This window comes from Bacillus sp. IS1, assembly GCF_032461585.1.
In the GTDB taxonomy this organism is placed as follows: Bacteria; Bacillota; Bacilli; order Bacillales; family Bacillaceae; genus Bacillus; species Bacillus velezensis.
Genome location: NZ_JAWCWR010000002.1, coordinates 360,505 through 385,086, shown reverse-complemented (window position 1 = coordinate 385,086; position 24,582 = coordinate 360,505). Strand labels below are relative to the sequence as shown.

28 protein-coding genes are annotated in these 24,582 nt (G+C 45.8%); 11 read left to right on the top strand and 17 right to left on the bottom strand.

Annotated elements, in window-relative coordinates:
- Positions 1-102: 102 nt before the first annotated feature.
- The gene (locus RUW00_RS10010) at positions 103-579 is read right to left on the bottom strand and encodes a cyclic nucleotide-binding domain-containing protein (protein WP_280144698.1); all 477 of its coding nucleotides are present in this window, start codon (positions 577-579) and stop codon (positions 103-105) included.
- A 142-nt stretch (positions 580-721) separates the two neighbouring features.
- On the opposite strand from RUW00_RS10010, the gene RUW00_RS10005 reads away from it, so the two are divergent.
- A complete protein-coding gene (locus RUW00_RS10005; protein ID WP_182072085.1) occupies positions 722-1,441 on the top strand; it encodes a YwiC-like family protein in 720 nt (239 codons plus the stop codon).
- A gap of 30 nt (positions 1,442-1,471) precedes the next feature.
- Here the strand turns inward: RUW00_RS10005 and RUW00_RS10000 are convergent, their stop codons facing one another.
- The 4 genes from RUW00_RS10000 to RUW00_RS09985 form a co-directional block, all read right to left on the bottom strand.
- Positions 1,472-2,188 (bottom strand): fumarate/nitrate reduction transcriptional regulator Fnr, encoded by a 717-nt coding sequence (locus RUW00_RS10000; protein WP_007407631.1) that lies wholly within the window; start codon positions 2,186-2,188, stop codon positions 1,472-1,474.
- 97 nt (positions 2,189-2,285) lie between these two features.
- Complete coding sequence (narK, locus tag RUW00_RS09995; protein ID WP_280144699.1) at positions 2,286-3,476, bottom strand: nitrate transporter NarK; 1,191 nt, start codon at positions 3,474-3,476, stop codon at positions 2,286-2,288.
- Positions 3,477-3,609: 133 nt separating this feature from the next.
- Entirely contained in the window at positions 3,610-5,280 is a 1,671-nt protein-coding gene (gene argS, locus RUW00_RS09990) for an arginine--tRNA ligase (protein ID WP_014419127.1), read from the bottom strand.
- Positions 5,277-5,705, bottom strand: coding sequence for a YwiB family protein (locus tag RUW00_RS09985; RefSeq protein WP_014419128.1), 429 nt, complete (start codon positions 5,703-5,705; stop codon positions 5,277-5,279). Before RUW00_RS09985 ends, argS begins: the two co-directional genes overlap by 4 nt.
- A 291-nt stretch (positions 5,706-5,996) precedes the next feature.
- On the opposite strand from RUW00_RS09985, the gene RUW00_RS09980 reads away from it, so the two are divergent.
- Positions 5,997-7,142: a response regulator aspartate phosphatase gene (locus tag RUW00_RS09980; RefSeq protein WP_280144700.1), complete on the top strand. Its 1,146-nt coding sequence runs from the start codon at positions 5,997-5,999 to the stop codon at positions 7,140-7,142.
- Entirely contained in the window at positions 7,126-7,245 is a 120-nt protein-coding gene (locus RUW00_RS09975) for a PhrC/PhrF family phosphatase-inhibitory pheromone (protein WP_129091332.1), read from the top strand. Before RUW00_RS09980 ends, RUW00_RS09975 begins: the two co-directional genes overlap by 17 nt.
- A gap of 122 nt (positions 7,246-7,367) precedes the next feature.
- On the opposite strand, the gene speB is transcribed toward RUW00_RS09975, so the two are convergent.
- Both speB and speE read right to left on the bottom strand, forming a co-directional pair.
- Complete coding sequence (speB, locus tag RUW00_RS09970) at positions 7,368-8,240, bottom strand: agmatinase (protein ID WP_280144701.1); 873 nt, start codon at positions 8,238-8,240, stop codon at positions 7,368-7,370.
- A 58-nt stretch (positions 8,241-8,298) separates the two neighbouring features.
- Positions 8,299-9,129: a spermidine synthase gene (gene speE, locus RUW00_RS09965; protein WP_003151052.1), complete on the bottom strand. Its 831-nt coding sequence runs from the start codon at positions 9,127-9,129 to the stop codon at positions 8,299-8,301.
- Positions 9,130-9,328: 199 nt separating this feature from the next.
- Between speE and RUW00_RS09960 the strand changes: the two genes are divergently transcribed.
- A complete protein-coding gene (locus RUW00_RS09960; RefSeq protein WP_280144702.1) occupies positions 9,329-11,401 on the top strand; it encodes a transglycosylase domain-containing protein in 2,073 nt (690 codons plus the stop codon).
- 24 nt (positions 11,402-11,425) lie between these two features.
- Here the strand turns inward: RUW00_RS09960 and RUW00_RS09955 are convergent, their stop codons facing one another.
- The 3 genes from RUW00_RS09955 to RUW00_RS09945 form a co-directional block, all read right to left on the bottom strand.
- Positions 11,426-11,857 carry a hypothetical protein gene (locus tag RUW00_RS09955; protein ID WP_280144703.1) on the bottom strand — a complete coding sequence of 144 codons (432 nt, stop codon included), beginning with the start codon at positions 11,855-11,857 and terminating at the stop codon, positions 11,426-11,428.
- A gap of 143 nt (positions 11,858-12,000) precedes the next feature.
- Complete coding sequence (locus RUW00_RS09950) at positions 12,001-12,519, bottom strand: YwhD family protein (RefSeq protein ID WP_007407649.1); 519 nt, start codon at positions 12,517-12,519, stop codon at positions 12,001-12,003.
- Positions 12,520-12,531: 12 nt separating this feature from the next.
- Complete coding sequence (locus RUW00_RS09945; protein ID WP_003151043.1) at positions 12,532-13,191, bottom strand: site-2 protease family protein; 660 nt, start codon at positions 13,189-13,191, stop codon at positions 12,532-12,534.
- Between the two features lie 105 nt (positions 13,192-13,296).
- Here RUW00_RS09945 and RUW00_RS09940 point away from each other — a divergent pair, with 105 nt between their 5' ends.
- The gene (locus RUW00_RS09940) at positions 13,297-13,485 is read left to right on the top strand and encodes a 2-hydroxymuconate tautomerase (RefSeq protein ID WP_003151042.1); all 189 of its coding nucleotides are present in this window, start codon (positions 13,297-13,299) and stop codon (positions 13,483-13,485) included.
- Positions 13,486-13,522: 37 nt separating this feature from the next.
- Here the strand turns inward: RUW00_RS09940 and RUW00_RS09935 are convergent, their stop codons facing one another.
- Positions 13,523-13,942 (bottom strand): MarR family winged helix-turn-helix transcriptional regulator, encoded by a 420-nt coding sequence (locus RUW00_RS09935; protein WP_007407650.1) that lies wholly within the window; start codon positions 13,940-13,942, stop codon positions 13,523-13,525.
- A 368-nt stretch (positions 13,943-14,310) separates the two neighbouring features.
- On the opposite strand from RUW00_RS09935, the gene RUW00_RS09930 reads away from it, so the two are divergent.
- Positions 14,311-15,705 carry an amino acid permease gene (locus tag RUW00_RS09930; RefSeq protein WP_050496158.1) on the top strand — a complete coding sequence of 465 codons (1,395 nt, stop codon included), beginning with the start codon at positions 14,311-14,313 and terminating at the stop codon, positions 15,703-15,705.
- Positions 15,706-15,769: 64 nt separating this feature from the next.
- Here RUW00_RS09930 and RUW00_RS09925 read toward each other — a convergent pair whose 3' ends face one another.
- From RUW00_RS09925 to RUW00_RS09915, 3 genes are all read right to left on the bottom strand, one after another.
- Entirely contained in the window at positions 15,770-16,270 is a 501-nt protein-coding gene (locus RUW00_RS09925; RefSeq protein WP_007407653.1) for a YwgA family protein, read from the bottom strand.
- Between the two features lie 39 nt (positions 16,271-16,309).
- Positions 16,310-17,611, bottom strand: a complete 1,302-nt coding sequence (locus tag RUW00_RS09920; protein ID WP_129091326.1) for an HD domain-containing protein — start codon at positions 17,609-17,611, stop codon at positions 16,310-16,312.
- Between the two features lie 159 nt (positions 17,612-17,770).
- On the bottom strand, positions 17,771-17,995 hold the full coding sequence (locus RUW00_RS09915; protein WP_003151034.1) for a YuzB family protein: 225 nt from the start codon (positions 17,993-17,995) through the stop codon (positions 17,771-17,773).
- A 202-nt stretch (positions 17,996-18,197) separates the two neighbouring features.
- Between RUW00_RS09915 and RUW00_RS09910 the strand changes: the two genes are divergently transcribed.
- From RUW00_RS09910 to RUW00_RS09890, 5 genes are all read left to right on the top strand, one after another.
- Entirely contained in the window at positions 18,198-18,971 is a 774-nt protein-coding gene (locus RUW00_RS09910) for an RsfA family transcriptional regulator (protein ID WP_012118695.1), read from the top strand.
- 260 nt (positions 18,972-19,231) lie between these two features.
- Positions 19,232-19,546, top strand: a complete 315-nt coding sequence (locus RUW00_RS09905) for a PadR family transcriptional regulator (RefSeq protein WP_026092292.1) — start codon at positions 19,232-19,234, stop codon at positions 19,544-19,546.
- Positions 19,547-20,101, top strand: coding sequence for an HAAS signaling domain-containing protein (locus RUW00_RS09900; RefSeq protein ID WP_022553942.1), 555 nt, complete (start codon positions 19,547-19,549; stop codon positions 20,099-20,101).
- Between the two features lie 97 nt (positions 20,102-20,198).
- Positions 20,199-21,119 (top strand): ATP-binding cassette domain-containing protein, encoded by a 921-nt coding sequence (locus RUW00_RS09895; protein ID WP_280144704.1) that lies wholly within the window; start codon positions 20,199-20,201, stop codon positions 21,117-21,119.
- Positions 21,116-22,069 (top strand): ABC transporter permease, encoded by a 954-nt coding sequence (locus tag RUW00_RS09890; RefSeq protein ID WP_280144705.1) that lies wholly within the window; start codon positions 21,116-21,118, stop codon positions 22,067-22,069. The genes RUW00_RS09895 and RUW00_RS09890 overlap by 4 nt, the downstream gene beginning before the upstream one ends.
- Here RUW00_RS09890 and RUW00_RS09885 read toward each other — a convergent pair.
- The 3 genes from RUW00_RS09885 to RUW00_RS09875 are packed head-to-tail and all read right to left on the bottom strand — an operon-like array spanning position 22,059 to position 24,575.
- Complete coding sequence (locus RUW00_RS09885) at positions 22,059-22,895, bottom strand: hypothetical protein (RefSeq protein ID WP_280144706.1); 837 nt, start codon at positions 22,893-22,895, stop codon at positions 22,059-22,061. The two genes, RUW00_RS09890 and RUW00_RS09885, sit on opposite strands and share 11 nt — an antisense overlap.
- Positions 22,886-23,683: a hypothetical protein gene (locus tag RUW00_RS09880; protein ID WP_280144707.1), complete on the bottom strand. Its 798-nt coding sequence runs from the start codon at positions 23,681-23,683 to the stop codon at positions 22,886-22,888. Before RUW00_RS09880 ends, RUW00_RS09885 begins: the two co-directional genes overlap by 10 nt.
- A complete protein-coding gene (locus RUW00_RS09875; protein WP_095060299.1) occupies positions 23,652-24,575 on the bottom strand; it encodes a DUF6895 family protein in 924 nt (307 codons plus the stop codon). Before RUW00_RS09875 ends, RUW00_RS09880 begins: the two co-directional genes overlap by 32 nt.
- Between the last annotated feature and the right edge of the window lie 7 nt (positions 24,576-24,582).

The window sequence follows — 24,582 nt, the reverse complement described above, 5'->3', positions numbered from 1 at the left end:
TGTCACACACTCTGCTTTTTTCACAAAATGTTCACACAGAGCAGCAGGAAGGATTTTCAAACGATATGGGGACGCCCGCGTCATCAAAAAAACCGGTTCTGTTTAAGAACCGGGTTCGGCGTTTTCATCCTGTGATGTATGCAGATACCGTAAAAACAACTGATAGGAACAGAAGACATTTTGCTGAAGCATCGCCAAAAAGTTCATTTGCAGCCGCGGATGGTAAGACATCATTTGCTTAAATACGGAATATGGAATATGGAGTACCAGAATATCCGGTGAGGCATTGACTGAGATAAAAGGCGATAAATAGAGCCCGCCTTTTTCATCAATCGGAAACACATCGCCTTTCTCCCACAGCGCAACGGTTTGCGACCCTTCAGGGAGCCTGCTGTCCGTAAAACGGATATTGCCTTTTAATACAATATAAACGGATTGTGAATGAAGAAAGGATGGAGACCGGTCAGATGAGCCGCGGATAAACGTCCCGTTTTTCAGCAAGGTTTCGACAATGGACAGAGGCACTTCATTAAACATAGGAAGTTGTTTCAGAAACAATAAATAGTCACACTGATTCATAGGGAAGCCTCCTGTGCTAAGGATAGCTTTAGTGTAGCCCGATTGAGCCCGCGCGGCAGTGATGTATTTCACAGCTTGTATGATAAAAGTCACTTATCAGGAGAGTGTCTGCATTTATAATGAAATAAAAAGGAGGGTTTCGATGAAGGCGATGATTCCGAAGCAGCACGGCGCATGGGCGATGCTGCTGATTCCATTTTTACTCGGCATGGTCAAGGGAGGCCCGGTTTTCTGGCATATTCCGCTCTTTTTGGGCTGGCTGTTCCTTTACTTGACGGTTTATCCCGTTTCGCTCGCTTTGAAAAAGAAACAGCTTCAGCCCTATCAAAAGTGGATATGGTATTACGGTTTTCCCGCCTGCTGCTTTTTGATCATTTCTGTCTTTCATAAGCCGCAGCTCGTCTGGATCGGCGTTTTTTTATTGCCGCTGTTTCTCATACATACGCATTATGCCCGCCGAAAAAACGAGCGGGCGCTCACGAATGATATTGCGGGTGTTCTGTTCTTTTGTTCAGGCGGGCTTGCGAGCTGCTGGCTGGGAACGGGAACCCTTGACGGCTGGGCTTGGTTTCTATTCTTACAATCCGCTTTATTTTTTATCGGGAGTTCTTTTTATGTGAAGTCGGTCATACGGGAGAGAAAGAACAGAACCTTTGCATACTGGTCATGGGGATATCACCTCTTGCTCCCCTTTTTATCGGCTCTTCTCGGGGCAGGCTGGGCGTTTCTCGCTTTTATCCCAAGCAGTCTGCGGGCCTGGTTTTTTCACGGAAGAGACTGGCCGGTGAAAACGATCGGCATTCTGGAAATCGTAAATGCCGGCTTCTTTTTCGCCGTCATGTGTATATGTATCACAAGCTGAAAAACAAGGACACCGGCTGCCCTTGTTTTTTCAGTCAATATTGCAGATCTCCAGCGGACAATTTTCACACTCGATCTCGCATCGTAAATAGTCCCGCTTGTGCAAAATAATTTTTCCGGTTTCGTCTATCGAAATAACCCCTTGTTTGCGGAGGTCTCCCAGCATGCGGTTGACGCTCTCCCTTGCCGCCGCGCAAAACTTAGCCAAATCCTGATTTGTCAGCACAATGTTAATCAGAATCCCGTCGCTTCGTTCCACCCCGTAGCTGTTTGATAAGCGGATAAGGGTGGAATAGAGCGCCCCCTTTTTGCCGTGAAGAAGCAGGTCCCTGATTTTGGACTGGATTTTTCGAAGATGGGTGCTCATCCATTTCATAAATTCAAACGTCAAAACACCGTTTTGGATCAATTCCTTTTCCAGCTTGTTTTTATTAATGACGAGCACCTCGCCATCCTCTAACACTTTCGCACTGAGCATATATCTCGGCTCATCTGTGAATAGCGTCAATTCCCCGACAATATCGTTTTTTTGGCAGATTCTAAGCGTCAGGTCTTTTCCGTCAGACGTCAGCTTGCCGATTTCAATGAGTCCTGATTGAATCAGATAAAGCTCTTTTGCATCCATTCCTTCTTGAAACAAATAAGTGTGTTTTTTCATTTTCCTTTTCGTACTGATCGATTCCAGCAATTCATGCAGTTCGCGGGAAAGAAGTTCTTTATCAGATTTTCGGACAGAGAGAATATTCATGAGCTCACCTCGAAGAAAGTCACGTTGCGTATGTATATTGTAACGTGACTTGATTTGCACTCACCCAGAAAAAACTAACAATCTTGTGAATGGATCATTATGAATTGAGGCTCTGACTGTTTCTCTCCATATGTGTTTTCATTCTTTCCTGCCAATACATCCAGATCACAAGAACAAAGCTGGCTAACGCGACCTCTGAAAGCGCCATAAACCCGATCGCGTATTGGCCTGTTGCCTGAAATACACTTGCCAGAATCAGCGGAGGGAAAAAACCGCCCAGTCCGCCCATAGCTGACACAATACCGTTGGCAATCCCCGCTTGCTTCGAAAAATAGAAAGGCACCAGTTTAAATACCGTCCCGTTTCCAATCCCTGAGCAGACTGCCACCGTCAGCGATCCAAACGCATAAAGGCCGATCGTCGGGGAGAATGACAGCATGACGCCTGACAGCGTAAGCCCTGCGAAAACGAACATCAGAATGCGGAGCGGGCTCAGTTTATCTGCAAGAAACCCTCCCACAGGCCTGAGCAGTGTAGAGACCGCAATAAAGCCGGCCGTCCGCAAACCGGCGTCCGCAGGGCTCAGCCCAAAATGCTCAACCAAAAAATTCGGAAGATAGATGGTAAAGGCGACAAAGGCGCCGAACGTAATAAAATAAAACAGGCTCAACATCCACAGCACATGATTTCGGTAAACGGCTTTCATTTGTGTCTTTATGGAAACTTTGACTTTCTTCTCATGCCGGTCGCCGAACAAAACGTGCAGTAATGCGAAAACAGCCAGCAAAACAAGATACATCTGCACGGTTGCTTTCCATCCCGCGGCTTGAGCGATAACCGGCGCCGCAAAGGTAGTAACGGCGGTCCCGATGTTTCCGGCACCGTAAATCCCATTGACGACACCGTGCTTTTCTTTCGGATAATATTTCGGGAGGGACGTCACTCCGATGGAGAATACCGCTCCTCCGATCCCTAAGAAAAAGCCGCCCGCGATTAAATCAAATAAAGAATCCGCGATACTGATCCAAAATACAGGAAACAAAAGCAGGATGAAGCTGATCATAAACATCAGCCGCGCGCCATACCTGTTCGTTAAATATCCTAAAGGAATACGGAGAAGCGATCCGAGAATAACGGGAATCGCCGTCACCAATGAAATCTCGCCTTTGCTTAAATGAATATCTGATGTCATTTGAGAAATGAGCGATGAAATCAGCACCCACACCATAAACCCTGCCACTAAGCTTAATGACTGCAACGATAATTGAATATGTTGACGATTGATCATTCGGCTTGCCCCTTTCACTGATTCAATATCAGTCTTATCATACAAAAACTCAGTGTGCGGGATTGTGAATTACATCACACGCTTTATATACAAAAAAAGAACAAAGCCCGAAGACTTTGTCCTTTGATCATCATTACATTTTTTCCGGAGCGGATACGCCGATCAGCTGAAGCGCATTGTTCAGCGTAATTTGCGTCGCCTTCATTAAAGCGAGACGCGCGCGGCTCTTCTCTTTATTTTCCGGATCGATGACTTTCTCCGCATTGTAGAAGCTGTGCAGAGCGGAAGCCAGATCATAAATATAGTTTGTGACACGGTGAGGAATGCGTTTTTCCGCCGCTTCTGCCACTGCCTCAGGGAAGCCGCCGATCGTTTTCAGCAGGTCATATTCTTTTTCTGATTGAATATGGCTGAAATCAAGATCTGCCGCCGGTTTAAGTCCCTGCTCCTCCCCTTGGCGAAGCATGCTGCAAATACGTGCATGTGCGTATTGCGCATAATACACAGGGTTTTCGTTAGACGTGGATACGGCAAGATCCAAGTCAAAATCCATGTGCGTATCAGCACTGCGCATCGCGAAGAAATAACGCACGGCATCCAAGCCGACTTCTTCAATCAGGTCGCGCATCGTTACGGCTTTCCCCGTACGTTTGCTCATCTTCATTTTTTCGCCGTTTTTGTATAAATGAACGAGCTGAATGATCTCAACTTCCAATGTGCCTTTCTTGTAACCGAGCGCTTCAATTGCCGCTTTCATACGCGGAATATACCCGTGGTGATCCGCGCCCCATACATTGATGAGCTTGTCGAATCCGCGGTCAAGTTTGTCTTTATGGTATGCGATATCCGGCAGCAAATAAGTGTATGAACCGTCTTTTTTGATCAGCACACGGTCTTTATCGTCGCCGAACGTTGTGGAACGGAACCATGTCGCGCCGTCCTCTTCGTATACATGGCCCTTTTCGCGAAGCGCCTCGAGCGCCTGATCAATTTTTCCGTTTTCGTACAGTGACGTTTCAGAATACCATACGTCAAACGGCACGCGGAAATTTTCCAGGTCGGAGCGAAGTTTATCAAGCTCGTACTTTAAGCCGTATTCACGGAAAAACGCCTGACGTTCGCTCTCCTCTTCATGTACGAAACGGTCGCCGAAATCTTCGGCAAGCTTTTTCCCGATGGCGATAATATCCTCGCCGCGGTAGCCGTCTTCCGGCATCGGTTTCTCGAGACCGAGCGCTTCAAAATAACGGACTTCAACGGAAAGCGCCAGGTTGTTAATCTGATTGCCCGCATCATTAATATAGTATTCGCGGCTCACATCATAGCCCGCTTTAGAAAGCACGCTGCACAGCGCGTCACCTACCGCCGCGCCGCGCGCATGGCCTAAGTGAAGATCTCCCGTCGGGTTGGCTGATACGAATTCGACCTGAATCTTTTCGCCTTGCCCGATGTTTGTCTCTCCGTAATGTTCACCCGCTTCAAGCACGGACGGAATCAGTTTTGTTAAGTAGCTGTTGTTCATGTAAAAGTTGATAAAGCCGGGCCCCGCAATATCCATCTTTTCAATGGAAGCCTTGCCTTTATCAAATGACGCCACGATCTCCTCAGCGATTTGGCGCGGCGCTTTTTTTGCGATTCTCGCCAGCTGCATCGCCATGTTTGTGGAATAATCACCGTGTGTTTTTTCTTTCGGCGTTTCTAACAGTACGCTTGGAATCTGGCTTTCTTCCGCCAGGCCCGCTTTCAGAACGGCCGCTTTGATCTCTTCCTTCAGCACGTCCTTCATCTGTTCCGCAATATTCATGCCTTTGTTTCCTCCTTATATTGGATCGTCATGTTATGTACATGTTCTTGGTTTTCGCCTACAGTCATGTTATATGTCATTTTGACGGAGCCTTCCGAACCGCCGACATCAGCTTGTATGTTTTTCGTTTCCGTACGGAGCTCCATTTGTCCGAACGGCAGTTTATATTGAGTGAGTGTCGATGCCCCCGGAATGAACCGCTGTTTCATTTGGATGGCGCCCGATCTCATCACGAGAATCTCTTTTTCTGTAATCTTGACGACCGTTTTAATCTTGCCCAAATCATGCTCTTCGTGATAGGAAAGATACGTTTTGCCGTTTCTCACGTAATAGAATCCACTCGATGTAAATTCAACCGACTCTTCTTCTGAGCCGTTGTGTATGAATGATTGCACATGAATGGCTACTGGTGTCTCCTGTCTCATGCTGACACTTCCTTTTCATCATCCCGCTTAACCTGAATAGTATAAGTTTTCAAGGGAAAAAGTTCAACCGCTTCCTCCTATCTTACCATCTTTGCTGATTGGTTTTGAAGATAAACATGATTTTTAAGGAAAATGAAAAAACCGGAAATCCCCAGCTGCGGGAAAAATGCGGTTCCTTCGGCGGACGGCTTTGTCAAAGGGGAAAAGTTTGCGGTATTTTTGCGCTATCCTTCCGAATGAAAATGATAAAATATGTCATATACATAACGTGGAAGGGAGGGATTCGGAATAGTGGCGAGTGTTTTATCGTCTTCAGCGGTTGGAGAAAAAATCAACGAATGGTATATGTACATTCGAAGGTTCAGCATCCCGGACGCCGAGTACTTACGGAGAGAAATCAAAGAAGAACTTGCAGGTCTGGAAGATGATCAGGATCTTCATCTATACTATTCTCTCATGGAATTCCGCCACAATCTGATGCTCGAATACCTCGAACCGCTGGAATCGCAGCGGATAGAAGAACAGCCGAGACTATCGGAGCTGCTCGCGGATATTGATAAAAAGCAGGCCCGGCTGACCGGACGTCTTGATTATTATTTTAATTTTTTCCGGGGGATGTATGAGCTGGAATGCCGTGAATATCTTTCAGCGATTCAGTTTTTTAAGAAAGCTGAAAGCAAACTGACGTACGCTAAAGATCATATAGAAAAAGCTGAATTTTACTTTAAAATGTCAGAAGTCTATTATTATATGAAACAAACTTATGTATCGATGGATTATGCGCGGCAGGCTTATTTCATTTATAAAGATGAAAAAAAATACAATATTAGATTAACCCAGTGCCATTCTTTATTTGGGGCTAATTATCTTGATGTAAAGCAATACGATCACGCGATTTCCCACTTTCAAAAGGCATATACGATGGCTGAATTAGAGCAGCAGCCGCAATTAATGGGGAGAACACTTTTTAACATCGCTTTATGCCATAATAATCAAAACAATAAAGTCGAGGCTATTCCCCATTTAAAAGAAGCCATAGCCGTTTTTGCAAAAGCTCAAATGAGTCATTCACTTCCGCAGCCCTACTTCTTACTTACTCAGATTTATTTTAAGTTAGAAAATATAGATAACGCGTACGATTATCATAAAAAAGGTATCTCAATATGTAAGGAAATAGATGATATAATTTACGAGGAAAAATTTAAATTTTTGGAATATTTGTATATGCCGGATCCAAGAGATACATTAATAAACGATTGTCTGCATTTTCTTGAAAGTAAATTGATGTATGCTGATATTGAGGAATTAGCCCTTGATGTAGCTAAATATTATTACACAAAAGAAGAGTATAAAAAAGCTTCTGTCTACTTTTTAAAAGTTGAAGAAGCCAGACAGCAGATCGAAGGAGGAGTGAATTTATATGAAATTGAAGTATAAATTGCTTATAGTCTGTTTTGCTGTGAGTACGATATTAGTATCAGCAGGGATAATGAATAGCTTAACTCCTCATTATCATGTTTCTGAACGCGCCATGATCTGAATTTATAATGAAAGATTTCATTTTAGGTTTGCGGGGACAATCCCCTCGAGTGTTTTAATTTTTATTACAAAAAACCCGGAACAAAGGCTGCTTCTGCCCTGTTATTCCGGGTTTTCTTCTTTCTATTTCACAAACCCAAGCAGCATTTCACGAATCATCTTGCTTGCCGTGTTTGCGGTTTGTTCTGAGTGGTCATAGACAGGCGCGACTTCTACGAGGTCGGCGCCTTTTACGTTGACTTCTGAGCGCGCGATTTCATGGATGGACGCGAGCAATTCTTTAGACGTGATGCCTCCTGCGTCAACCGTGCCCGTTCCCGGCGCATGAGCGGGGTCAAGCACGTCGATATCGATCGTGACATAAACAGGGCGTCCCGCAAGCTGGGGCAGCACTTTTTTCAGCGGCTCAAGCACTTCAAATTTAGAAATGTGCATGCCGTTTTCTTTCGCCCATTCAAATTCTTCCTTCATTCCGGAACGGATGCCGAATGAAAATACGTTTTGCGGCCCGATGAGCTCGGCCGCTTTGCGGATCGGAGTAGAGTGGGAAAGCGGTTCGCCTTCATAATCCGTGCGCAGGTCGGTGTGCGCGTCAAAATGAATGATGGCAAGGTCCGGAAATTTCTTATACATGGCTTTTATGACAGGCCATGATACAAGGTGCTCCCCTCCCATGCCGAGCGGGAACTTTCCTTTTTGTAAAATGCTGTCCACGTATTCTTCAATCATATCAAGGCTTCTTTGCGGATTGCCGAACGGAAGCGGAATGTCGCCGGCATCAAAGAAATTCAAATCAGCCAAGTCACGGTCGAGATACGGGCTGTATTCTTCAAGACCGATTGACACCTCGCGGATTCTCCCCGGGCCGAAACGCGAACCCGGACGGTAGCTGACCGTCCAATCCATCGGCATGCCGTAAAGGATGGCGTCCGCCTCTTTCCAGTCGGGGCGGCTTGCGATAAATACTTTTCCTGAATATGCTTCATCAAACCTCATGATAAAACCCTCGCTTTCCTGTAAAAAAGCGCAAGATTCGCTCCTGCGCCGTACGTTTTTATTTGATTAAGTCGCTCACAAATTTCGGAAGAACAAATGCCGCTTTGTGAAGCTCTTTCGTGTAATATTTCGTGTCGATGTCAAAGAAACGGCTGTCCTCCACTTCAAGCGGATCGTACTTTTTAGAACCGATTGTAAATGTCCACAGGCCGCTCGGGTACGTCGGGATATTAGCCGTATACAGACGGGTGATCGGGAAGATTTCTTTCACGTCACGCTGTACGTTTGTAATCAGCTCCGGTGTAAACCACGGGTTGTCCGTCTGCGCGACGAAGATGCCGTCTTCTTTTAACGCCTTGGAAATTCCGGCATAGAAGCCTTTTGAGAACAGATTGACGGCCGGTCCGACCGGTTCTGTTGAATCAACCATGATGACGTCATACTCATTCTCTGATTTCGCGATGTGCATGAAACCGTCATCGACTCTCACGTCGACGCGCGGATCATCAAGCTTGCCCGCAATGGACGGAAGGAATTTTTTAGAGTATTCAATAACCTTGCCGTCAATGTCGACAAGCGTCGCTTTTTTTACGCTTGGGTGCTTCAGAATCTCTCTGATGACACCGCCGTCTCCGCCGCCGACAACGAGGACGTTTTCCGGATTCGGGTGCGTAAATAACGGGACGTGCGCAACCATTTCATGATAGACGAATTCGTCTTTTTCAGAAGTCATGACCATTCCGTCTAAGAACAGCATGTTGCCGAATTCTTCTGTCTCCACCATTTCCAGATGCTGAAATTCCGTCTGTTCCGTATGTAATGTTTGTTTCACCTTTAATGTAATGCCGAAATTCTTCGTCTGCTTCTCCGTATACCAAAGCTCGCTCAATTGTCATCTCCCTTTCAAGGCTTATTTCATTTATTGTAAGCGTCTGTATCGCTTTTATTCCGGTTAAAATCTCATTTTCACCTAAGGAAAAAGTATAGAGGATGGAGGGGAAAAAGTAAAGAAGTGTCCGGTTTGATATGTTTAAAAAACCCCCTTTTTTCACATAATAATAGAATCATGAAAAAGGGGGTTCCCAAAAGTGGATAAAGTATCTGGAAAACAGCTCAGAATCACGTTCAAAATCATCCGCGCCTGCATCTTTCTGACACTGATCGGCGGAATGCTGGCCGGCGTCTGCTTCACATCCATTCTTCTTGCAGCGAAATGGCAGGGCGCCCCCTCCGTCCGGGTTCCTCAGTCTACGATTCTTTATGCAAATGACGGCTCAAAGCTAGGTGAGACCGATTTCGGGGAAAAGCGCTACTGGGTCCGGTTAAAAGATATCAATCCGATAGCGGTGCAGGCCGCCATTGCGGTGGAGGATCAAAACTTTTACAATCACCACGGTTTTGATTACCGGCGGATGGCTGCCGCCGCGCTGGCTGACATAAAGGCAATGGCCAAGGTTCAGGGCGCAAGCACCATCACCCAGCAATACGCGAGAAATCTCTACCTTGAGCATGATAAGACATGGAAACGAAAATGGAACGAAGCATTTTACACGATCCGCCTTGAACAGAACTATTCTAAAAACGAGATTTTAGAAGGTTATGTAAATACGATATATTACGGCCACGGTGCATACGGAATTGAAGCCGCCTCCCGCCTGTATTTCGGCAAACACGCCAAAGATCTGAACGATGCGGAAGCCGTGCTTTTGGCGGGCATACCGAAAGGCCCGTCCGGCTATTCGCCATATGTCAGCGAAAAGAAGGCCAAACAGCGCCAGGAAACCATTCTCCGACTGATGATCGGCCAAAAAATGATCTCAAAAGAAAAGGCGGAAAGGCTTAAGAAAACGCCGCTTGCCTATCAGCCGCTGAAAAACAGAACCGTGGCGAAAACGGCGCCTTATTTTTACGATGATGCGATGAAAGAACTCGAGAAAAAGCTCGGCATGACGCGCGAACAGCTGGCAACGAGCGGATTGCGTGTTTATACGACGCTTGATAAGCGCATGCAGCGGATTGCGGAAAACACTGTGGCACATACGATCCGTACCGGCTCTGACATTCAGGTCGGCTTTTCCGCGATTGATCCGGCAACAGGACGCGTGCTTGCGCTTCTCGGCGGACGTGACTACGAAAAAAGCCCGTTTGACCGGGCGACACAGGCGAAACGGCAGCCTGCTTCCACGATCAAGCCGCTTTTGTACTACAAAGCGATTCAAAGCGGCTTTACACCGGTCACGCTGATGAAAAGCGAAGCCACAGAGTTCCAGATTGACGACAACGGAGATACTTATTCTCCAAGCAATTACAACGGCTACTACGCCAATAAACCGATTACGCTGCTTCAGGCGCTTGCGTTATCAGACAACATTTATGCCGTGAAGACCCATCTCTTTCTCGGCATGAATAAGCTCGTGTCGGCGGCAAAGGAATTCGGCATCAGCGAACATTTAAAGCCCCTTCCGTCTCTGGCGCTCGGAACTGAACCCGTGCGCCCGATTGAGATGGTTAATGCCTACGCGATGCTCGCAAACGGGGGAAAACAAATCACCCCTTCCTTTATCACAAAAGTGACGGATACCGCCGGCAATGTCTTGTATGAACAGCCGCGCGGACATCAGCAGACGCTTGATAAAAAAGCCGCTTTTGTGACGGCGAGCATGATGACGGGCATGTTTGATCAGGATTTAAACGGCTATACTTCCGTCACGGGACGCACCATTTCTGACCGGCTGACCCGAACCTATGGCGGTAAATCAGGCACGACGAGCGCAGACAGCTGGATGATTGGCTTTAACCCGGCTCTTGCCGCCGGTGTATGGACAGGCTATGACAAAAGCAGCACGATTGATTCAGTAGAAGAAAAAAGCTATGCGAAGACGATTTGGGCGGACTTTATGGAGAAGGCGCTCGAAGGAGAACCGGAAATAGCGCTTAAACCGCCGAAGGGCGTCACGGGCGTCTATATCGATCCCGCTTCCGGCTACACTTCGGGACCCGGCTGCGCCGCAAAGCATTATACGTATTTCATCGCAGGCACTGAGCCCGCGGATGTATGCTACGGACCGGAACCGTCTAAAAAAGAAAAGGAACACGCCCCCGCCCGCAAAGAAGCTCCGCGCAAAAAATGGTGGGATAAGTGGCTCGGCAAAAAAGACTGAGCCCGGTGCATTGCGCGCCGGGCTTTAATCCGCGTCTTCCTCAAGCACCCACGGGAGCAAGAGTGAAAAGTCGAGATGGATAATAGGGTCAGGAAAACCCTTCGGTATAAAAAATGTTGTACTCGCCAATGAAAACGAAAAGCGGATATCTCCCGTCCTCTCGATATGAAACTTCGGCCAGCCTTCCCTAAGCCTGCCGACAATCGGATAGCTGCCCGCATAATGATGCAGGCCGTTTTCCTTTCCATGCTCCCCCAAATCGTGACAGACAGCCGGACGAATCCCAAACTGCGTAAACAATCTTGTTTTCTCGGCGGGAAGGAGATTCACCGCCTCGGAAAAGTTCCGGCAGTGCCCGCAATCGCAAGGATCAGGCCATGATTTTTCGTATTGTTTTCTCGTTGCCGCCGCATCTGCTTCAATGACCCAAGGCCCGATTTCAAAGACGGTGAACATGATGAAACCTCCGCGTAAACATGAAAAACCCCGAGTCTTGGTTCGGCTCGGGACTTTCCATGTCCTGATTCTGTATCAACAGTTTACTCAGTACAATTGCAAAATAGTGCAAATATTTATAAAGTTCACAAAAAGTTCACAAATTATTTTTCTTCCGGAAGCAGACCTGTTTTCAATTCATCGGATGAACGTTCCCAGAGCCCTTGGTCATGCTTCTGCAGAAATTCAGCAAGCACCTGCTTTGAGCTGGCGTCCATTTTATCCACGATAATGCAGCGCTTCATTGATTTATCCATTAAATTCACATGCTCCGGCAATGACTTATAGCCTCTGCGGATACTTCTGTCCACGGTCATTTCACAAGCCGTCACACCCGCGTAATAAGGGCCTTCTTCTTTTCTGTCGATGGTGACCCACACGAGCCAGTACGGTTTTCCGTTCGGCACTTCATCTTTGTTCGGCAGGAATTTGATGCCTTTTTCAACGACACTGCGGGCATGCATTGCGCCGATGTCAACGAAGGCTTCCTTCTCTTCCACATCGACAAATACCGGAGAAATATTGTCAAGGCTCAGCGCCCCGGCGCCAAAACCGCCATGTCCGTCGGTCGGATCACTTTTAATAATATTAAATCCGATTGTTTTCTTCTTTTTTTCTTCCATGAAAATACCCTCCTACAAAAGCGGTTGAAATATAATGGCAAATACCTTGAGAATCCAGTCTCTCCCCTCGCTTAACAGCGGCCACACGACATAGGAGCCGACCGGTGTCACAAACAGCACGAGAAACACGATAATCCCGTAGCTCTCAAACTGAGTCATTTTGGCGCGCACCCGCGGCGGCACGAGATCCTCAATAATCCGGTAGCCGTCAAGCGGAGGAAGCGGCAGCAGGTTGAATAAACACAGCGCGAGATTCAGCTGAATCCAAATAGAGAAAAAGCGGTCAAGCCCCATGCTGAATGCAGAAAGCAGCTCCATTCCGTAAGCATGCATCAACACTAGCAAAAAGAAACCGATAAAGGCAAGAAGCAGGTTGCTTACAGGTCCGGCGACGGAAACCAGCACTCCCGCCAGCCGCGGTCTTTTAAAGGCGCGGCGGTTCACCGGCACCGGACGGGCCCAGCCGAAACCCGCGACCAAAATTAGAATCGTTCCGAAAACATCAAGATGTTTAATCGGATTGAGCGTTAATCTGCCCTGTCTCGCCGCGGTATCGTCTCCGAACCGATACGCGACATACGCGTGCGCCAGTTCATGCATCGTAAATGCCACGATCAGCGTAATCACGACATAGGGCATAAGCTCCAGCGGATAATATAAAAATCTGTCCAAATGTAAAAATCCCCTTTTTTAAAAAATGCAAGATTGTCCTTCATTCAGTATACTATAAGTGACCTCTCTTCCAAAGAGAGGAAACGATAAAGGAGGATCAGCACCATGCCGCTCGTAACCGTAAAAATGCTTGAAGGCCGCACAGATGAACAAAAACGGAATCTGGTTGAAAAAGTGACAGAAGCCGTAAAAGAAACGACAGGCGCAGCCGAAGAAAAGATCATTGTCATGATTGAAGAAATGAGAAAGGATCATTACGCCGTCGCCGGCAAACGGATCAGCGATACGGAGTAATCCTTGATAACGGCCGGCGCTGCTATGTCAGGCCGGCTTATTTCATTACTTTTTCAACGAGGCTGAAAAAGGTATTCTTTTCTTCTTCTGTCAATGCTTCGAACAGCTCGTCAATGAGCATCTGCCGGTTTTCAATCATTTGCATGGCCGCCATTTTTCCCGATTCGGAAAGCGTCATCCATACCGTGCGCCGGTCTTCGTTATTTCTCGACCTTTCCACGAAACCCTCTTTTTCTAAATGATTCAGAGCGGTTGTCGTGGCTGAAGGCGATAATGTGACTTCCTGCAATATATCTTTAATCGTGCACGTGCCGTGCCGGTAAATAATCCTGAGAATAAATCCTCTGATATTGTTTATACTCTTCGGAATTGTCGCCTCATCAAGCTTTTTCGTGCTCTTTAAATATTTCGTGAGCGCGTAATCCAGTACATTTGCTTGCAATATATCGTGCTCCATGCAGAAACTCCCCATTTCAAGATGCATCCATCATCATTTGATTGTTTTTTATTACATTTTACTGATACCTCGCGGGGAAAGTCAAAATTTCGGCCGGAAAGCCCGCAACTTTTATCCTGCCCTATACAGACTATTATCTCCTACTTTTTCACCCATCCCTTTTATGCAATGCTGGTTTTATAGACATGATTCAGGTAAAATCATTAAGGGTGACTGCGTTTGACGGAAAGGATAATCTGATCGGATGCGGCAGACAATATGACTGGAAAAGAAACGGAACAGACGGGGAAACAGAACACAGGATTGTCGATTACACAGAATGTGACACGGGTAAAAGCCAAAGAGTCCCTCTTGGCTTTTGCTTTTGGATGGAGGGATGCGTGTTGCGGAATATCCTACAAAAAAAAGACATCACCCAGCTGCTTGAACAAAGCAGAAACAGGCAGACTGCCAAAACGATGGGTGGATTTGATTTAACATTACTGGGCATCGGCGCCGTCATCGGGACGGGCGTCATGGTTCTTACAGGCATTACGGCCGCGAAAAACGCCGGACCTTCCGTAATCTTTTCTTTTATCATTGCAGCCGTTGTCTGCAGCCTTGCAGCATTATGTTACGCCGAAATCGCTTCTGTTCTCCCGGTTTACGGAAGCGCCTATATTTACTCTTATACCACCATGGGAGAAATTGTCGGCCATTTAATGGGCTGGACGCTCTTATCCGTTTATATGGTGACGGCGTCGGCGGTGGCAAGCGGCTGGTCAAGTTATTTTAATAATCTGTTAGCCGAAATCGGCATGCCTTTGCCGGACAGTCTGCTGCACGTGCCGAGCCAGGGGGGCATCGTCAACCTTCCTGCCATCATCATTACTCTATTAATTGCCGTCGTTCTGTCACGCGGCTCCAAGGAGAGCAAAACCTTTAATAATGTAATGGTTCTCGTAAAAATCGGAATTGTTTTGCTGTTTATCATCACAGGAAGCTTTTTTGTGAAGCCGGGCAATTGGCATCCTTTTATGCCTTTTGGAATCAAAGGCGTGATTACAGGGGCTTCTGCCGTCTTTTTTGCGTTTCTCGGGTTTGACGCGATTTCCGCTTCGGCTGAAGAAGTCAAAAAACCGCAGCGCAACCTGCCGATCGGTATTATCGGTTCACTGGTGATCTGTACATTGGTATACGTCATCGTCTGTCTCGTCATGACGGGTATGGTTCCGTATTCACAGCTTAATGTGCCGGAAGCCATGTCTTATGTGTTACAGACTGTCGGACAAAACGCTGTGGCGGGCGTTATCGCTGCCGGTGCGGTGATCGGACTGATGGCCGTCGTTCTCGCCCATACATATGCGGCGACCCGTATATCTTTTGCGATGGCAAGAGACGGAATGCTGCCGAAAGTCTTTACCATTGTCGGAAAGAAATCGGGAGCGCCGATCTTTAATACGTGGCTGATCGGACTGATCAGCGCATGCATCGCGGGTTTTGTTGATCTGAAAGAGCTGTCGGATCTCTCAAACATCGGCGCGCTATTGACATTTGCCATGGTCAGTCTGTCCGTGCTGATTCTGCGCCGCACCCATAAGGATCTGCCGCGGGGATTTAAAGTGCCTTTTGTACCCGTACTGCCGATTTTGGCCATTATCTGCTGTTTGTTTTTAATGGTCAATCTGCCGCTGAAAACGTGGCTTTATTTTGCCGTCTGGCTGATCATCGGCGTCATCGTTTACTTTTTATATTCGTACAAGCACAGCAAATTGAGACAATAAACAAAACCAGGCCCGCTTTATCGCGGCCTGGTTTTTTCATCAAAAAAGACGAAAGCCATCGCCTTTAACAAATGTGTTTCAGCTCTTCTATGTAGTGAAGCGCCTCATCATATTCTTCATCCGTATATTTCTGTTTGCTTTTTATCGTAAACACTTTCTCTTTCTTTTCCTCAGCTTCAAGGCCGTCAAAATACAAAATCGTAGACACCAGCTCCAGAAACCGGGATGAGCGGCTGTTGACGCTGTCGATGTACTTCTTCATATCCGGCATCGTAAGCTCCGCATGATGTAAAAACTCGGCTCCCGTCTCCGTCAGCGAGTACCGGTATTGAAAGTAGCCGCCCTTTTTTTCCTTCACCTCATCCAGAAACCCAAGATTGCACAGCTCTTCAATTCGAAGCGTCAGTTCTTCGGAATACGGGCCGTAAAAATGAAAATCATATTTTTCGTAGAAAGGATACTGCATTTTCTTCGCGATATAAATGATTTTCTGCAGCTTTTTCCGCCCGATGATTTCTCCAGAATCCGAGAACACCTTCATCAGTTTTGCATGTTCTTTCAACAAATTCCCGACATCTCCTTTTCCTTCTTTACCAAAATCCTTCTATGTCAGTCCCAGCAGCTGCCGGATTTTTAATTTTGCTTCAGGGTTTTCTGAATCGTCACAAATGAGGTCCTTCGGATAGTAGAGCTTATGGTCCGTCCGGCGTTTGCCCGAAATGGATTCGACAATGGCGGACTGCCTGGACAGCTCTTTGATCTGGCCGTTCTGCGTTAACAAGTGAATCGGCAGACGCTCCTCCTCTTCACCCGGCCGGTAAAAATCATACGGCAGATCCGATGAAGAATCGACCACTAAATAATAATTGGGATCAATTCCCGCCTCTTTAAACAGAGCGGTCAGTTCAAAATAAGCCGACATTTCCTCATTGGGGTTAAATTCGGCATATTGAAACAGCTGGCGGTTAATGAAGCGGCGGCACAAGTCGGACAGAATCGGGTCCTCTTCTTCCTCCCAAGCCTGGAAATAATATAAAATGATGGCTTCATCAAGCTTCAGATAATCCGCAAGCGTCAGCTTCCCTTCAAAAATGGAATAAAAATGAACGGGAGCATGCGTGAATATATACCCTTCTTCATGGAGCTGCTTCGCACGGTGGAGAATTTTCGTCAAAATGACTTCAGCGCTTCTCGTCACGGGATGAAAATACACCTGCCAGTACATTTGATAGCGGCTCATAATATAGTCTTCGACGGCGTGCATGCCGCTTTGCTTAATGACGATCTGGTCCTCTCGCGGACGCATCACCCTTAAAATCCGTTCCATATCAAAATGTCCGTAGCTGACGCCCGTATAGTATGCGTCCCGCTGAAGGTAATCCATCCTGTCGGCGTCAATCTGGCTCGAAATCAGGCTGACCACCTGCTTGTTTTTGTATGTTTTGGCAATGACTTCAGCAACATCCTGCGGAAATCCCGGCCCCGCCTTTCTGAGAACCTGATTCACCTCGGTGTCGCCGAGAATGATTTCCCTCGTATAGTCTTCATGATCCAGATGAAAAACCTTTTCAAAGGAATGCGAAAACGGCCCATGTCCCAAATCGTGCAAAAGCGCGGCGCTGAGACAGAGTTCGCGTTCATTGTCATCCCATTCAGGACGCCCTTTAAAAACATCATCAACCATTCGTCTGACAATCTCATAGACGCCGAGAGAATGGTTAAAACGGCTGTGTTCCGCGCCGTGAAACGTCAAATACGTCGTACCGAGCTGTTTGATCCGGCGCAGCCGCTGAAATTCACGGGTGCCGATCAAATCCCAGATCAGCTTGTCCCGCACATGAACATAGCGGTGAACGGGATCTTTAAACACTTTTTCTTCTGATAATTTTCCGTTTGGATACGCCATCGTCATTCCCTCTTTTTTTTAGCCGTGATTCTATTATATCGGCTCTGTAATTTGAAAACATCCTTGAATTTGTCCGGCGTTTTGTTCCAGTTTTCCGTCATTGATTTTTTGAAGCAAAAAAGCCTGACCCATCGGGCGAGGCTGTCGTAAAACACACATTTACTTTTTGATCTTCTTTTTCACTTTCTCAATCAGCTCGTCCTCAGTCGGCGCCGACAGCGGGCGGTTGTTTACGAAAGCAAACGATTTTTTGCGTCCGGGCCCGCAATATGACTGACATCCGACCTCCACTTTTGCATCCGGGTCAGCTTCTTTCAAACGCGGCAGCAAAGTCTTAATATTGGTGGCCTGGCAATCATCACACACTCGGAATTCATTAGCCATGATGTACGCTTCCCTTCATTCAATGTTCCTCTATGTTAAAACTTAATTTTAAAAACGAAAAAAATCACATCACATCTCATTGTACAAGGATTCATCTTATCCTGCAAGGCTCTGCGTATCTCTCATTCTTTCAGCCAATTTGTATAAATATTTTCCAATCTGGACATTCTAATACCATCAAAGATATTGGGGGTTGAGAACATTGACAAAACAAAGACAGGACGCCTGGTCGGAGGAAAACGACCTGCTGCTTGCGGAAACCGTGCTCCGTCACGTTCGGGAAGGAAGCACGCAGCTGAACGCCTTTGAAGAGGTAGGCGATAAATTAAACAGAACGTCGGCAGCGTGCGGATTCAGGTGGAATGCCGTCGTCCGCCATCAATATGAAAAAGCACTTCAGCTTGCCAAAAAACAGCGGAAACAGCGGATGCGCGCGCTCGGAAACGGCCAGCCGGCCAAGAAGAAACTATTATACCAGCCGCCTGCACCGGATGCGGACATCATGCAGGAAACCGCAGCCGAAGAGACGGTTCAAACGGAAGCGCCAAAAGAGGATCGGCAAGCCGTCATGTCCGGCGAACATATGCCTTATGTCGATGAAAGCTTCAAGGAAGAGTTAGCTAGTTTATCACATTTGCTGGCGCCTCAGCAGCCGAGCCAAAAGGCGGAGCTCACAATGGCAGACGTCATTCAATTTCTGCAGAGCTATGAAGGCAGCGGAAAGCAAACTTCCGCCCTGCAAATGGAAAATGACCGTTTAAAACGGGAAAACCAAGAACTTCAGTCTAAAACCGAGCAGCTGGAAGCGGCCGTCGAAAAGCTTGAAAAAGATCAAAAAACCATTCAGGAAGACTACGAAACCTTGGTGAAAATTATGAACAGAGCCAGAAAACTAGTTTTATTTGAAGACGACGAACATGCCTCTCCGTCCTTTAAAATGGACCGGAACGGCAATTTAGAAAAAATGGCCGAATAACGAAAAAACCCCTTTCCTTGTCATGGAAAAAGGGGTTTTTGCCATTTGTCAATGACGCGAATCCTGATCTATATTAATGTAAACATTGTTCAGGAGGCCTTCTTCCCGCAAGGGCTGCGCATCTCGGTCCCCGCCCGCACATAAGCATAAAGATTCAATTCCTCATCCCAAATGGTTCTTGGGAATTATTGATCGATTAGCTACTGTGCAATACACTGTATAGAGAATACAATTATTAGATATGATGGGAATGATAGTAAATGAGTAGCCAATTACGAAAAGGAGCGTTGGAACTTTGTGTGTTGTCCCTGCTTCTTTATGAAGATTTATATGGTTATGAATTAATCAAGATCATAAGTGAAACGTTCCCTGTATCGGAGGGCACCATCTACCCCATATTACGAAGACTCACAAAAAATAACTGCCTAAAAACGTATACAGCAGCTTCCGATCAAGGCCCATCACGCAAATATTACAAAGTAACAGAAGAAGGCGCCTTTTATCATCAAACATTAAAATCGGAATGGCTTGACCTGTCCGAAAAAGTGAACAGCATCATTAAGGAGGGAAAATGAATGTGTAAAGACCAATATTTAAAACATCTCCGGCGGGAAATAAAAGATCTGCCGGAATTTGAGCAAAAAGAGATACTCGCCGATATCGGCGAAATATTCCAAATGGGCGGCGCTGAAGGAAAAAGCGATGAACAAATCGCCGGCAATTTAGGAAACCCCAAAACACTTGCGCGCGCCTTAAAAGCGGATATTTTCATCAGTGATGCCGAGGAGCAGAAAACATGGCGCTCCTTTTTCAAAGCATTCGGCCTGATGCTGGGTATGGGCATGTTCAACTTCATGTTTATGCTGACACCGTTTCTTTTTGCCTCTGTTGCGGTGTTAAGTTTGATGGCGATCGGCCTGATGCTGATGACCGGATCATTCTTTCTCCTTGTAAAAGTGCCGATTGTAACAGCCATTTTTAACGGATGTATGGTTCTTGGAGCGGGTATGGCGGTGTTTATGGCCGGATTTGATCTTTCGAAACTGATATTCCGCATCTTTTTGCGCTATTTCAAATGGAATGTCAGCGTTGTAAGGAGGGAAACCATTGAATCGAAAAATGTGGTATAGCATTGCTCTCATTTTAATCGCTGCCGGCCTGATCGGAAGCATGTTCTTCGGTTTTGACGGCTTTTACCCTAAATCATAAGGAAGGTGTGCAAATATCATGACTGAACCAGCCCTGATATTAAAAGATGTCTCTAAAACAATCAATCATACCCCTATTGTACAGTCAATTTCTTTCGATGTAAGAAAAGGCGAGATATTCGGCCTTTTAGGGCCGAACGGCTCAGGAAAAACCACTATTTTCAGAATGATCGTACAGCTTATTAAAAAAACAGAAGGAGCCATTTCATTCAGAGGCAGACCGGACAGCGACTTTGAATATTTTATGAGACATATCGGGGTTATCATTGAAGGCCCGGATATGTATCCGAATATGACCGCTTTGCAAAACCTGAAATATTTCACCAGACTGCGGAGCACCTCGCTGAAAACGGATGACCTTATGAATACCCTTGCAAAAGTCGGACTAGATCAGGCTGCCCGCAAAAAAGTGAAACATTTCTCATTAGGCATGAAACAGCGCTTGGGGCTCGCTTATTCTCTTCTTCACAATCCCGGGTTATTAATTCTGGATGAACCGATGAACGGCCTCGATCCTAAAGGTATGAAAGAATTGCGCACCATTCTTTCTGATTTAGCGAAGCAAGGGGTTTCTATTTTATTATCAAGCCATTTATTGTCGGAAATGGAGGAGATTTGCGATAGGGTTGCCTACATTAAAAAGGGACGGATTTTAGGAATTGAAGACATGAAGAACAGACATAACCTTGGTCAGAAAAAGCTGTTTACCGTCACGGTCGATCATCCGGCAAGGGCGAAAGAAATATTAGAACAGGAAGGTATTCTTCAAGTACAGCAAAAAGACAGCCGCGTCATTGAATTGGAAGCGGAAGAAGATACCATCCCGTATGTCATTAAATCTTTGGCAGAGAAAGAGATTCTGATTTCCCGCGTTTCTGCAAGAACTTTGTCATTGGAAGAGAAATACATGATGATTACAGATCAGGAGGACGCGGTATGAGCATATTTCATCTGGCGCAGAACGAATTCATAAAAATAACCCGAAAAAAAGGCACACTTTTATCTCTTTTCTTCCTGTTTCTCATCGTTTTGCTGGCCGGCCTTATTATGAGTCATGAGTTAGATGCTTCCTCGGATAACAATTGGAAAGAACGGCTTCTCGCCGAAAAAAAACAGGAAGAAATTGATAAACCGGCTGAAACGACAGGCGTTTATTATTCTGCTGATGTTAAGAATAAAGACTATTATTTGGAGCATAACATCAACCCTTATGAATGGAACGGCTGGAGGTTTTTCGGCACGGTTACTTCAAACGGGCTTGAGATTTTCGTAAGCTTAACCGCGATTTTAACCGTCAGCGGGGTTGTTTCTAAAGAGTTTGCCCTTGGGACGATTAAGTTTATCGCTACAAGCCCGAACCGAAGATGGCGGATTTTAACATCGAAATTTCTGGCCTCCCTTCTGTTTACCGGTATGATTTACTTATTTTACTGTGTGAGCTGTTTGCTGATCGGCGGCGTGTTATTCGGTTTTTCCAATGCTTCATATCCGCTCGTCTATACTCATTTAAATGACAGTCTGTATACCATCAGTTCAATCAAAGCATCCGGAATCATTCTGCTTTTGCGTTTCATATCAATTATAAGCATTGTCACCATTGCGTTCACTTTGTCAGTATTGTGCAAAAGCCAGGCGCTCTCCCTTTGCTTATCGATTTTACTGCTGTTTGCCGGCAGTATATTGGGCGGAACTGATTTGCTTGCCCAATTTACGTGGTATAAATTTACGCTCTTTCCGCATCTAAATCTCGTTGCTTATGTAAATAAAAGCGCGGGTGATGCGATTTCAACGTTAAACATCCCCTATTCCATGACGGTTATAGCGATCTACTTTTTTATTTGTTTATTGATTTCTTTTTCCGTCTTTCAAAAGAGAGACATTACAGCATAGACAGAGAGGCGGCGGCATAATGAGCGGACGGCAGGAAATACTGCCGGTCCAGCAATTTGCCGCTGACCGCCCCTTGGTCCATCGCTAATGGATTCAAATAACCGAAGCTCCCGCTGCTTCGCTGCTGAAAACGTAGAAATTCCCGCCCTTCCCGTATAAAAAGCGCCTCATCGAATTGGAGAAATTTCATAATGGCTGTGTATTTTGCAACGGCGTCAATGTGATACTTTCTGCACTCGGCTAACATTAAACCTGAAAAAGCAAAGTCTGATGTTTTGTACCATTCCGTGAGAAAAGGCTGCAATTCTTTCATTTGCAAATAAGTGACGGCATAAAGGGCATCCGCCTGTTCTTCCTGGATGCCGCCCGGTGCCATGAGCAAATCGGCCTCACGTTTCATTGCGGTTTCTAAGACCACGATCAGTTCTTCCGGGGTCACCGCCCCAAAATAAGCCCCTAACACCATGAGGATCATAGAGGAAGGCTCTGATTTCAGTTCCTCTTGTAAACCGCGGATCATTTGTTCAAGTCCGTTATGAAAAAAGATGCTTTTTGCGGCATTCATCCTGCGGTATATATGATACACATACGCGAACAGGACCGGATGGCATTCGTGCGTTTTTTCTCCAAAATAACGGTCTAAGAATAGAATGACTTCTTCTGTATCCTTTCTTTTTTCAAAGTGATGACATGCCGCTAAACCGCAAAACAGGTGCATGAGATCATCTGCTTCCATTTCTTCCGGCTGCAGCTGAATGTTCTTCCAAAAACCCAGCAGCCATTCTTCTGTTTTTTTTATATTAAAATGTTCCTTGACTATCCGCATGTTCCACACTCCAGATTCAGAATCTCAATCGCCGGCAGAAGAGCCGGAGCACAATGAATGGATGGATTCCCGTTATTTATATGATGAAGAGCCGCTTGACAGCCATAAAAAAATGGATCGATACACGATTGGATAAATAACATATTGCACAGCTGTTTCATTTTTCGGCTGCCGAGACAAAACACAAGCCATTTTTGAATGGAGGCCTTCAAGCCGGGATGAAGCAGATGCTCTCCCTGATCTAAATGAAGAAGACAGTACTCGACAAACCCCAGCTCGTTTTCAGCTGTTCTTTTCCATGCGTCATGGAGCAAAGGCTGAAACATCGAATTCTTGTAAAAGCGCACTTTTTCATGGTCAGTTGACATTCCCAGCTCGCTCAGCAAACCGGCGAATTCGGCGTATTTAAAATAAGGCCATTCTTTTTTTATAAGATAGCCGTTTTGCAATCCGTGACGTATGACTTGATCATCCGAATCCATTGCCTGCTTCTTTTTATAAGCTTTTGCCGTTAAATAGATATGAATCAACTCATTGACAATGGCCGTATTACAGTGAAACAGATCTTCCCAGCATGACTTATCAACGAAAGCGGAGGCAATCCTTTCAGTATGTTCTTTTACAGCGGAAGAATGGCTCGTCTTCCTGTAGTATTTGCAGAAGCCGGCAAACAGCTCAATGCTCTTTTGATCCGGAAGCGATTGTTCAGCAAAAGATAATAAAAATTGATCCGCCTCTTCAGCTAATCTGTTCAAGTTAATCGTTCCTTTCTGCTCTAAGACAGGCATGCGCGGCACCCGCGGCGACAAGTGTTGTATGATAGCAATGTTTAAACACATCTTCTCTTCGCTGTTCACCTTTCAAACCGGGTTTATGTTGATAGGTGATGCTCGGGATATTCCCCTCTTTCATTCGGCCCTGATAGATTTTATTCCAAGCTGCTTCATAGAGCGGTTTATGGTTGTCCTTATCCATGTCGATATGTAAAAAAGAGCTGCACATCAATAATTCACTGGTAATATCTAAATTCTCAAGACAGATATAGATCCCGAGAAATTTCAGGACCTTTTCTTTTAAGGACGGCAGATGATACTCTTTATCCGTAAGCGAAGAACATCCCATGTCTGTTATATAAAAAATCGTATGAGTGATGCTGTACGCATCATGATCCGTCATATATGTATTTGGGATATCCTGACCAGCTGCTGTGTAGTGATATAAGTCAGAAAAATCCGTTATTTTCGAGGTTACGCCTGCTCTTTGCAGACTGTACTTCAGATCCATTTTCCGAAAGGGAATTTTAGCAAGGCTGCGATCAAAACGCGCTGCCGTGAATTTTTCCAGCTCCCATATCACCGAAGCCCGTGACGGATGATCAGTCAAGGTAAGAAATTCACCCGCAATAGCCAATCCGGCGAGACCGTCCGGATCAAAATGAATAAATTCTTCAAGCTGATCATTACGGAGCCTTTCTGTAATAAACTCCGTTAAAACAGCAACTTCCTTATCATCTGCCTGATTTCTGATCAGGTAATTGGTAAGAAAAATGAGTTCTATAAATGTTTTAAGGCGCCACCTGAAATCATTCGCTACTTTATGATTCATATCAAAGTAATGGATATTTTTAACAATCCATGACAGTGCTCCCCGCTTAATTTCTCTTATATACTCTTGTGTCACACTCTCA

Excerpts from the sequence above, each read along its gene's own strand:
- RUW00_RS10010 (WP_280144698.1), bottom strand. The coding sequence starts at position 579 with ATGAATCAGTGTGACTATTTATTGTTTCTGAAACAACTTCCTATGTTT.
- RUW00_RS10005 (WP_182072085.1), top strand. The coding sequence starts at position 722 with ATGAAGGCGATGATTCCGAAGCAGCACGGCGCATGGGCGATGCTGCTG.
- RUW00_RS10000 (WP_007407631.1), bottom strand. The coding sequence starts at position 2,188 with ATGAATATTCTCTCTGTCCGAAAATCTGATAAAGAACTTCTTTCCCGC.
- narK (WP_280144699.1), bottom strand. The coding sequence starts at position 3,476 with ATGATCAATCGTCAACATATTCAATTATCGTTGCAGTCATTAAGCTTA.
- argS (WP_014419127.1), bottom strand. The coding sequence starts at position 5,280 with ATGAATATTGCGGAACAGATGAAGGACGTGCTGAAGGAAGAGATCAAA.
- RUW00_RS09985 (WP_014419128.1), bottom strand. The coding sequence starts at position 5,705 with ATGAGACAGGAGACACCAGTAGCCATTCATGTGCAATCATTCATACAC.
- RUW00_RS09975 (WP_129091332.1), top strand. The coding sequence starts at position 7,126 with ATGAAATTGAAGTATAAATTGCTTATAGTCTGTTTTGCTGTGAGTACG.
- speB (WP_280144701.1), bottom strand. The coding sequence starts at position 8,240 with ATGAGGTTTGATGAAGCATATTCAGGAAAAGTATTTATCGCAAGCCGC.
- RUW00_RS09955 (WP_280144703.1), bottom strand. The coding sequence starts at position 11,857 with ATGTTCACCGTCTTTGAAATCGGGCCTTGGGTCATTGAAGCAGATGCG.
- RUW00_RS09950 (WP_007407649.1), bottom strand. The coding sequence starts at position 12,519 with ATGGAAGAAAAAAAGAAGAAAACAATCGGATTTAATATTATTAAAAGT.
- RUW00_RS09940 (WP_003151042.1), top strand. The coding sequence starts at position 13,297 with ATGCCGCTCGTAACCGTAAAAATGCTTGAAGGCCGCACAGATGAACAA.
- RUW00_RS09935 (WP_007407650.1), bottom strand. The coding sequence starts at position 13,942 with ATGGAGCACGATATATTGCAAGCAAATGTACTGGATTACGCGCTCACG.
- RUW00_RS09930 (WP_050496158.1), top strand. The coding sequence starts at position 14,311 with ATGGAGGGATGCGTGTTGCGGAATATCCTACAAAAAAAAGACATCACC.
- RUW00_RS09920 (WP_129091326.1), bottom strand. The coding sequence starts at position 17,611 with ATGGCGTATCCAAACGGAAAATTATCAGAAGAAAAAGTGTTTAAAGAT.
- RUW00_RS09915 (WP_003151034.1), bottom strand. The coding sequence starts at position 17,995 with ATGGCTAATGAATTCCGAGTGTGTGATGATTGCCAGGCCACCAATATT.
- RUW00_RS09905 (WP_026092292.1), top strand. The coding sequence starts at position 19,232 with ATGAGTAGCCAATTACGAAAAGGAGCGTTGGAACTTTGTGTGTTGTCC.
- RUW00_RS09900 (WP_022553942.1), top strand. The coding sequence starts at position 19,547 with ATGTGTAAAGACCAATATTTAAAACATCTCCGGCGGGAAATAAAAGAT.
- RUW00_RS09895 (WP_280144704.1), top strand. The coding sequence starts at position 20,199 with ATGACTGAACCAGCCCTGATATTAAAAGATGTCTCTAAAACAATCAAT.
- RUW00_RS09890 (WP_280144705.1), top strand. The coding sequence starts at position 21,116 with ATGAGCATATTTCATCTGGCGCAGAACGAATTCATAAAAATAACCCGA.
- RUW00_RS09885 (WP_280144706.1), bottom strand. The coding sequence starts at position 22,895 with ATGCGGATAGTCAAGGAACATTTTAATATAAAAAAAACAGAAGAATGG.
- RUW00_RS09880 (WP_280144707.1), bottom strand. The coding sequence starts at position 23,683 with ATGCCTGTCTTAGAGCAGAAAGGAACGATTAACTTGAACAGATTAGCT.